The 6,846-nt window shown below is 73.0% G+C and carries 4 protein-coding genes; 1 reads left to right on the top strand and 3 read right to left on the bottom strand.

The window, feature by feature from the left end:
* Window positions 1-74 precede the first annotated feature (74 nt).
* A complete protein-coding gene (locus tag C1I97_RS27685; protein WP_111005872.1) occupies window positions 75-2,126 on the top strand; it encodes a glycoside hydrolase family 31 protein in 2,052 nt (683 codons plus the stop codon).
* A gap of 73 nt (window positions 2,127-2,199) precedes the next feature.
* Here the strand turns inward: C1I97_RS27685 and C1I97_RS27680 are convergent, their stop codons facing one another.
* The 3 genes from C1I97_RS27680 to C1I97_RS27670 all read right to left on the bottom strand — a co-directional run.
* Window positions 2,200-2,913, bottom strand: a complete 714-nt coding sequence (locus C1I97_RS27680) for a glycoside hydrolase family 12 protein (RefSeq protein WP_111005871.1) — start codon at window positions 2,911-2,913, stop codon at window positions 2,200-2,202.
* Complete coding sequence (locus tag C1I97_RS27675) at window positions 2,895-5,150, bottom strand: glycosyl hydrolase family 95 catalytic domain-containing protein (RefSeq protein WP_111005870.1); 2,256 nt, start codon at window positions 5,148-5,150, stop codon at window positions 2,895-2,897. The genes C1I97_RS27680 and C1I97_RS27675 overlap by 19 nt, the downstream gene beginning before the upstream one ends.
* The coding region (locus C1I97_RS27670) for a beta-galactosidase (protein ID WP_111005869.1) at window positions 5,147-6,846 on the bottom strand (1,700 nt) is incomplete at its 5' end. The genes C1I97_RS27675 and C1I97_RS27670, both read right to left, overlap by 4 nt.

Here is a 6,846-nt window from a genome sequence, read left to right as displayed (position 1 = left end):
CCCGCGGGGCACCCCCATGCCCTGACGCGCCTCCCGCAGGACACCCCGGTCCGCACTCCTCCAAGGAGCACTCCGTGAACCAGCATGCCGAGACCCGCCCTCCGCACGGCACGGTCAGCCTCGCCCAGTCCTCCCCCACCGCCGGCACCTTCCGCGACCACGGCGGCGCGCTGGAGTGGAGCGGCCGCCAGGAGACCGTGCGCATCGAGCCGTGGGGCCCGGACGCGGTCCGGGTGCGTGCCCGGCTCGGCGGCCCGGTCCTGGACGGCCTGCCCGGCGCGCTCCTCCCGGACGCCCCGGCCACCGGGAGCACCGTCAGGATCGAGAACGGCCGGGGACGCCTGACCGTCGGCGCGCTCACGGTCGACATGAACGCCGAGGGCCTGATCCGCTTCCTGCGCACGGACGGCCTCTCCGAGCTGCTCGCCGAGGAACGCGCCCACTTCTGGTGGCCCGGCCCCCGCCTCTACACCGCCGTCGGCAACGGCCACCACCGCCTGGAGCAGCGCTTCTCCGCCTACGACGACGAGAAGCTGTACGGCCTCGGCCAGCACCAGCACGGCCGGCTCGACCAGAAGGGCCTGGTCCTGGACCTGGTCCAGCGCAACGCCGAGGTGACCATCCCCGTGCTCACCTCCAGCCGCGGCTACACCCTGCTGTGGAACAACCCGGCCATCGGCCGCGTGGAGCTGGCCGGCAACGGCACCCGCTGGGTGGCGGACTCCGCCCGCCAGATCGACTACTGGATCACCGCGGGCACCCCGGCCGACGCCCAGCGCCGCTACAGCGCGGTGACCGGCCGCACGCCCATGCTGCCCGAGTGGGCGGCCGGCTTCTGGCAGTGCAAGCTGCGCTACCGCACCCAGGACGAACTCCTCGCCGTGGCGAGGGAGTACAGGCGCCGGAACCTGCCCGTCGACGCGATCGTCTGCGACTTCTTCCACTGGACGCACCTGGGCGAGTGGAAGTTCGACCCCAAGGAGTGGCCGGACCCGGCGTCGATGGTGCGCGAACTGGACGAGCTCGGCATCAAGTTGGTGGTGAGCGTCTGGCCCTCGGTGTCCCCGCTGTCGGAGAACCACCCGGTGATGGACCAGCGCGGCTACTTCATCGGCACCCAGTACGGCCCGATGGCGCACGCGGACTGGCCGGACAAGGAGGTCGCCGCCACCGTCCAGGTGGCCTTCTACGACGCCACCCACCCCGACGCGCGCGCGTTCGTGTGGTCCAGGATCAAGGAGAACTACCTGGACCCGTACGGCATCACCGCCTTCTGGCTGGACGCCTGCGAGCCGGAGCTGAAGCCGGGCTTCGCCGAGAACCTGCGCTACTGGGCGGGCCCCGGCCTGGAGGTCGGCAACCTCTACCCGGCCGAGAACTCCCGCACCTTCGACGAGGGTCTGCGCGCCGCCGGCGTGGACGAGGTGATCACCCTCAACCGCTCGGCCTGGGCGGGCAGTCAGCGCCACGGCGCCGCCCTGTGGTCCGGTGACATCGGCACCGACTTCGCCACCCTGCGCCGCCAGATCGCGGCCGGCCTGAACACCGCCCTGTCCGGCATCCCCTGGTGGAACACCGACATCGGCGGCTTCCACGGCGGCGACCCGGACGACCCGGCGTACCGGGAGGTGCTGGTCCGCTGGTTCCAGTTCGGCGCGCTGTCGCCGCTGATGCGCCTGCACGGCTTCCGTCACCCGGGCATGCCGCTGGGCCCGGAGATGACCGGCGGCCCCAACGAGGTCTGGTCCTACGGCGACGAGGCGTACCCGGTGCTGGAGAAGTACCTGCGGTTGCGCGAGCGCCTGAAGCCCTACGTCCTTCAGGTCATGCGGGAGGCCCACGAGGAGGGGCTGCCGGTGATGCGGCCGCTGTTCCTGGAGTTCCCCGGGGACCAGACGGCGTGGACGGTGGACGACGCCTACCTCCTCGGCCGTGACCTGCTGGTGGCCCCGGTGCTGACGGCCGGCGCGACGGCCCGGACCACCCACCTCCCGGCGGGCGCCCGCTGGACCGACGCGTGGACGGGCCGGACGTACGAGGGCGGTACGGCCGTGACGGTCGACGCCCCCCTGGACCGCATCCCGCTGTTCCTGCGGGACGGGGTTGAGCTGCCGATCGCCGGGTAGCCCGGCCCTGACGCGGACGTGCGGCCGGTCCCATAGGGGAGGGACCGGCCGCACGCTCATGCGGACGCCGGGCTCAGCCGCCGCTGACGGTCAGATTGTTGGTGGTGAAGTCCAGTCCGCCCGAGGACGACGTGATCTCGTAGCCGAACTGCACGTCGCCGATGGTCACGTTGCCGAACCAGCCCTTGGTGTCCTTGATCCACTTCAGGATCGGCAGGATGTTGACGGTGCCCGAGGCGGAGTTGGAGCTCCGGATGAACGAGAAGACCTCGTTCGAGCCGTTGTTGCCCTTGTAGACGGACCAGGTCGAGCCGCCCAGGGTGACGCTGCCCTGCGAGGTGCCGAGCGGGCCGACGGCTCCGGTCTTGTTGACCCAGAGCATGATCTCGTACTTGTAGGCGGTGTCCCAGATGTCGTACGACGTGTTGTACGCGCCGGAGGACGGGACGGTGACGTTGTAGGTGCTGGTGAGCGAGGAGAGCGAGGCGATCGGCTTGTTGATCACCTTCTTGGCGTTGGGGTAGGACTTGATGCCGCCGGTGTTGGGGTGGTTGGCCCAGACACCCCAGTTGGTGCCGGAGTTGGCCCAGATGCACTGGCTGCCGGTGCCGGAGCCCCAGATGTTGTTGTAGAGGGTGTAGCCGTTCAGCGTGGTGTTGCCCCACTGGTCGCAGGAGTTCCAGACGGCGGCCTGGGCGGGGGCGGAGGCGAGGCCGACGGTGGCGCCGAGCACGAGGGCGGGGGCGAGCAGGGCCTTGGAGAGCCTGCTCAGGGTGCGTGTTGCCATGGTGGTGTCCCTTCCATGGGTGGGGGGAATTGCGAGGGGCACCACGCCCTCAGGTGGAGGACGCGGTCTTCTCCGGCCACCAGGTCGAGCGGCCGGGTGCCGGAGGAAGTCCTCAGTTCGATACGCAGGGTGCGGGTGGGGCGCAGGAGTGCCGTGGCCGTGCCGTTGCTCCAGGAGAGGTCGAGTCCGGCCCCGAACCGGGTGCGGACGCCGCGCAGTTCGCCCTCCGGATACACCGCCGGAAGCGCGGGGAGCAGGACCAGCCGGTCCGGAGTCGACCGCACCAGCGTCTCGATCAGCACGGCGGGCAGGGTGTGCGCGGCGTCCGCGTTGTAGACGTTCCGGTTCGGGTAGTGGGCGCTCATCAGGGAGGCGTGGAAGAAGTCGCCGCCCAGCACGTGGGCGAGTGCCCGGGCGACGCGTTCGCCGTCCCCGAGCCTGGCCGCGATCAGGGCGTGGTGGAGGTGGCCGTGGGCCGAGTCGTTCTCCGCGCCGCGCAGTGCGAGGGCGCGGTGGGCGGCGGCGGCCAGGTCCGGGGTGTCGTGGGGGTCGATCTCGTCGAGCGGCCAGACGGCGTAGAGGTGGCTGAGGTGGCGGTGGTCGTAGGTGTCGTCCAGGCCGGGCCACGCCCATTCGGCGAGGGCGCCGTCGGCGTTGGTGCGGTGCGGCGGGAGGCGGTCGGCGAGGGCCTGCCAGCGCCCGGCCTCGGGCGTGCCGGGGTGGTACGCGGCGGCCGCGCGCAGGGCGTGCCGGGCGGCGGAGAGGTCCATGGCCGCGTTCAGCGCGCCCCAGCTCCCGTTCGCGGGGCGGTTCTCGGGCGAGTAGGAGGGGACGACCACGAGGTGGCCGCGGGCGTCCGTGCGGGTGAGGAAGTCCTCGTAGAACCGGGCGGCCTCGGCGAGGGCGACGGCGGTGCGCGGGTCCTGTGCGCCGCGTGTCTCGTCGTGGTCGACGAGCGGCTTGAGGAGCCAGTCGGCGCCGGCGGTCCACAGGTGCAGGGGGTACTCACGGCTGAAGTGGTAGGTGCGGCCGGACTCGCCGTCGGTGTGCGCGGGCGCGACGGCGCCCCGGGTGCCGAAGATCGCGCGGGCGTTCTCCCGCCAGTCGGGGAGTTGTGCCCGGACGAGCCGGGCAAGCGCCTCGCCGACCTCGGGGAGGGCGGCCGCGGCGGCGGAGGCGGTCTGGAGGTTGAGGTTGGCGTCCGTGGTGAACGCGCCGGACCAGGCCGTGTCCCAGTCGCCGGTCCACAGTCCGGTGAGCCGGGGCGGGAGGAGGCCGCTGGAGGAGAGCAGGTGGTAGCGGCCGGCCGCGAACAGCCGCTCCAGCAGGGCCGTGCTGCGGGGACGCTTCAGCAACTCCGATCCCGGCAGGGCGCGTTCGGCCGGCTCGCCGTGCAGGTCGAGGGTGACGCGGTGGTAGGCGGTGCGGTGCAGGGGCAGATGGCGGTCGAGGAGGTCGTCGTACGTCCGCTCGGCGAGCAGGTCGCGCAGGGCCCGTGCCTCGGCGGTCACGTCCCGCTCCCCGGTGTGCCGCCGCACCCGGGTGAGCAGCAGGACCGAGTCGGCGCCTGCGATGTGCACGCCGGGCGGGGCGAGTTCCGTGGTGCCGCCGGTGACGGCGATCAGGGTCACGCCGGTGTAGGCGCGGTCGCTGCCGGGGTAGCGGGCGCGCAGGCTCAGTACGGCGCCCTCGGCGGTCAGCAGCGCCCCGTGGTCGACGCCCAGGCCGGCCGGGGCGCCGGGCAGCCGGTGGTCCAGGCGGATGTCCAGCGTGAGGCCGGGCGCGGTGACGTGCTGGACGATCACGTCGTCGGCGCGGGAGACGAAGACGCGGCTGCTCCGGTCCGCGCACACGGCCGTGGCCTCGCCGGTGGAGAAGTCCACGCGGCGGCGGTAGGAGTGCCAGGTGCCGGATGGACGCCGCAGCCGGATCCGGAAGGCCGGGTGGAAGGGCTGCACCCACTGCAGCGGACGGCCGTCCGTGAAGGACTCGGCGGCCGTGAGCTCCCCGGCGAGCAACCGGTCCTGCACGGCGGTCAGTTCACCGGCCAGGTGCGGGGGCCGGGCGTGTTCGCCGCCGTTGGGGCGTACGAGGGTGTGGTGGGTGACGATGACACGGTCGTCGTTCGGATCGCCGAACACGAGGGCGCCGTGGTGGCCGTTGCCGCTGAGGAAGGCGTCCTCCCAGCGGGCGGCCGGGAGCGGCTCCCAGGTTCCGTGCCGCAGTCCGTCGCTCATGGCTTCAGCACCGCCACTCCGTAGCGCCCGAGCGTGGTACGGCCGGTCACGGCCGCCCCGGTGAGCAGGTCCCGGTGGGTGCCCGGCACGTCGACGGTCACCGGCTCACGCCCGTGGTTGAGCAGGAACAGCAGCTCGCCGCGCCGGACGGCCTCGACCCCGGCGGGCAGTTTGTCCAGCGGCGGGTGGACTCCGGCGCCGGCGGCGACGCGGGCGAGCAGGGCGCGCAGCGCCCCGGGCTCCGGGAGCGTGGAGACGTACCAGGCGCGGCCCCGGCGCAGTACGGCGGGCAGTCCGTCGAGCTCACCGCCCTGGTAGGGGACGGTCTCGTCGGCGGTGCCGGCGGCCTCGATCTCCTCCGACCACAGCGTCCCGCGCAGGCCGCCCCCGCACGCGACGGTCTCCCCCGGCTCCAGCGGCCACCACTCGTGCAGCGTGCGGATGCCGAACAGCCCGCGCAGCCGGGCGTCCATGCCGCCGGGTCGGATGCGGTCGTCCTCGTCGGCGATCCCGGTGAGGAAGCCGCACACGAGGGTGCCGCCGCCGGAGACGTACGCCAGGAGGTTGTCGATCGCCGCGTCGGTGAGCAGGTGGAGCTGGGGGACGACGACGAGCCGGTAGGCGGTGAGGTCGTGCTCGGGGTGGGCGAAGTCGGCGGTGAGGTGGGCCTCCCAGAGGGCGCGGTGCCAGGCGCGCAGTACGTCCGGGTAGCCGACGTGCGCGGAGGGGCGGCCGTCCTGGTCGCCGGCCCACCAGGAGTGCCAGTCGTGGAGGACGGCGGCGCCGGCGGTGAGGCGGGTGCCCGCCACCTCGCCGCCGATCTTCCGCAGTTCGGCGCCGATCCGCTTGATCTCCTGGAACGTGCGGCCCCTCTCCCCCGCGTGGCCGACCATCCCGGAGTGGAACTTCTCGGCGCCCTGCCGGGACTGGCGCCACTGGAAGTAGCAGACGGCGTCGGCGCCGCGCGCCACGGCCTGCAGGGACCACAGGCGGCCCAGGCCGCGGGGTTTGGGGTGGTTGACGCCGCGCCAGTTGACGGGTCCGGCGGCCTGTTCCATGAGCATCCAGGGACCGCGGGCCTGGGAGCGGGTGAGGTCCTGGACGAGGGCGCCGTACTGGGCGCCGAGGGGGTCGCGCGGGTCGGGGTAGAGGTCGACGGAGACGACGTCCTCCTCCTCGGCCCAGCGCCAGCCGTCCTGTCCGGACCACAGCGGCATGAAGTTGGTGGTCACCGGGGTGTGCGGGGTGTGCCGGCGGACGATGTCGCGCTCGGCGAGGAAGCACTCCAGGAGCGCGTCGGAGGTGAAGCGGCGGAAGTCCAGCACCTGGGCGGGGTTCTTCAGGTAGTGGGCGCGGCGCGGGGGCAGGATGCCGTCCCAGCTGTCGTAGCCCTGGCTCCAGAAGGCGGTGCCCCAGGCGGTGTTGAGGGCGTCGAGGGTGCCGTACCTGTCGCGCAGCCAGCGGCGGAAGGCGGCGGCGGCCTCGTCGCCGTGGTCGTAGGTGCAGTACTCGTTGTTGATGTGCCACATCGTGAGGGCGGGGTGGCCGGCGTAGCGGGCGGCCAGGTCCTCGGTGATGGCGGCGGCGTAGCGGCGGTAGGTGGCGCTGGAGTGCGAGAAGTGCTGGCGGCCGCCCCACCACTCGGTGCGGCCGTCCTCGTCGCGGGGCAGGGTGTCGGGGTGCAGCCGGCCCATCC

The organism is Streptomyces sp. NTH33 (genome assembly GCF_003236365.1).
Lineage (GTDB): Bacteria > Actinomycetota > Actinomycetes > Streptomycetales > Streptomycetaceae > Streptomyces.
The sequence above is the reverse complement of the archived record's forward strand: the minus strand, read 5'-3'. Positions and strand labels throughout refer to the sequence as shown.

What these genes read in the sequence shown, in the direction of transcription:
- C1I97_RS27680 (WP_111005871.1), bottom strand. Translation starts at nt 2,913, where the DNA reads ATGGCAACACGCACCCTGAGCAGGCTCTCCAAGGCCCTGCTCGCCCCC.
- C1I97_RS27675 (WP_111005870.1), bottom strand. Translation starts at nt 5,150, where the DNA reads ATGAGCGACGGACTGCGGCACGGAACCTGGGAGCCGCTCCCGGCCGCC.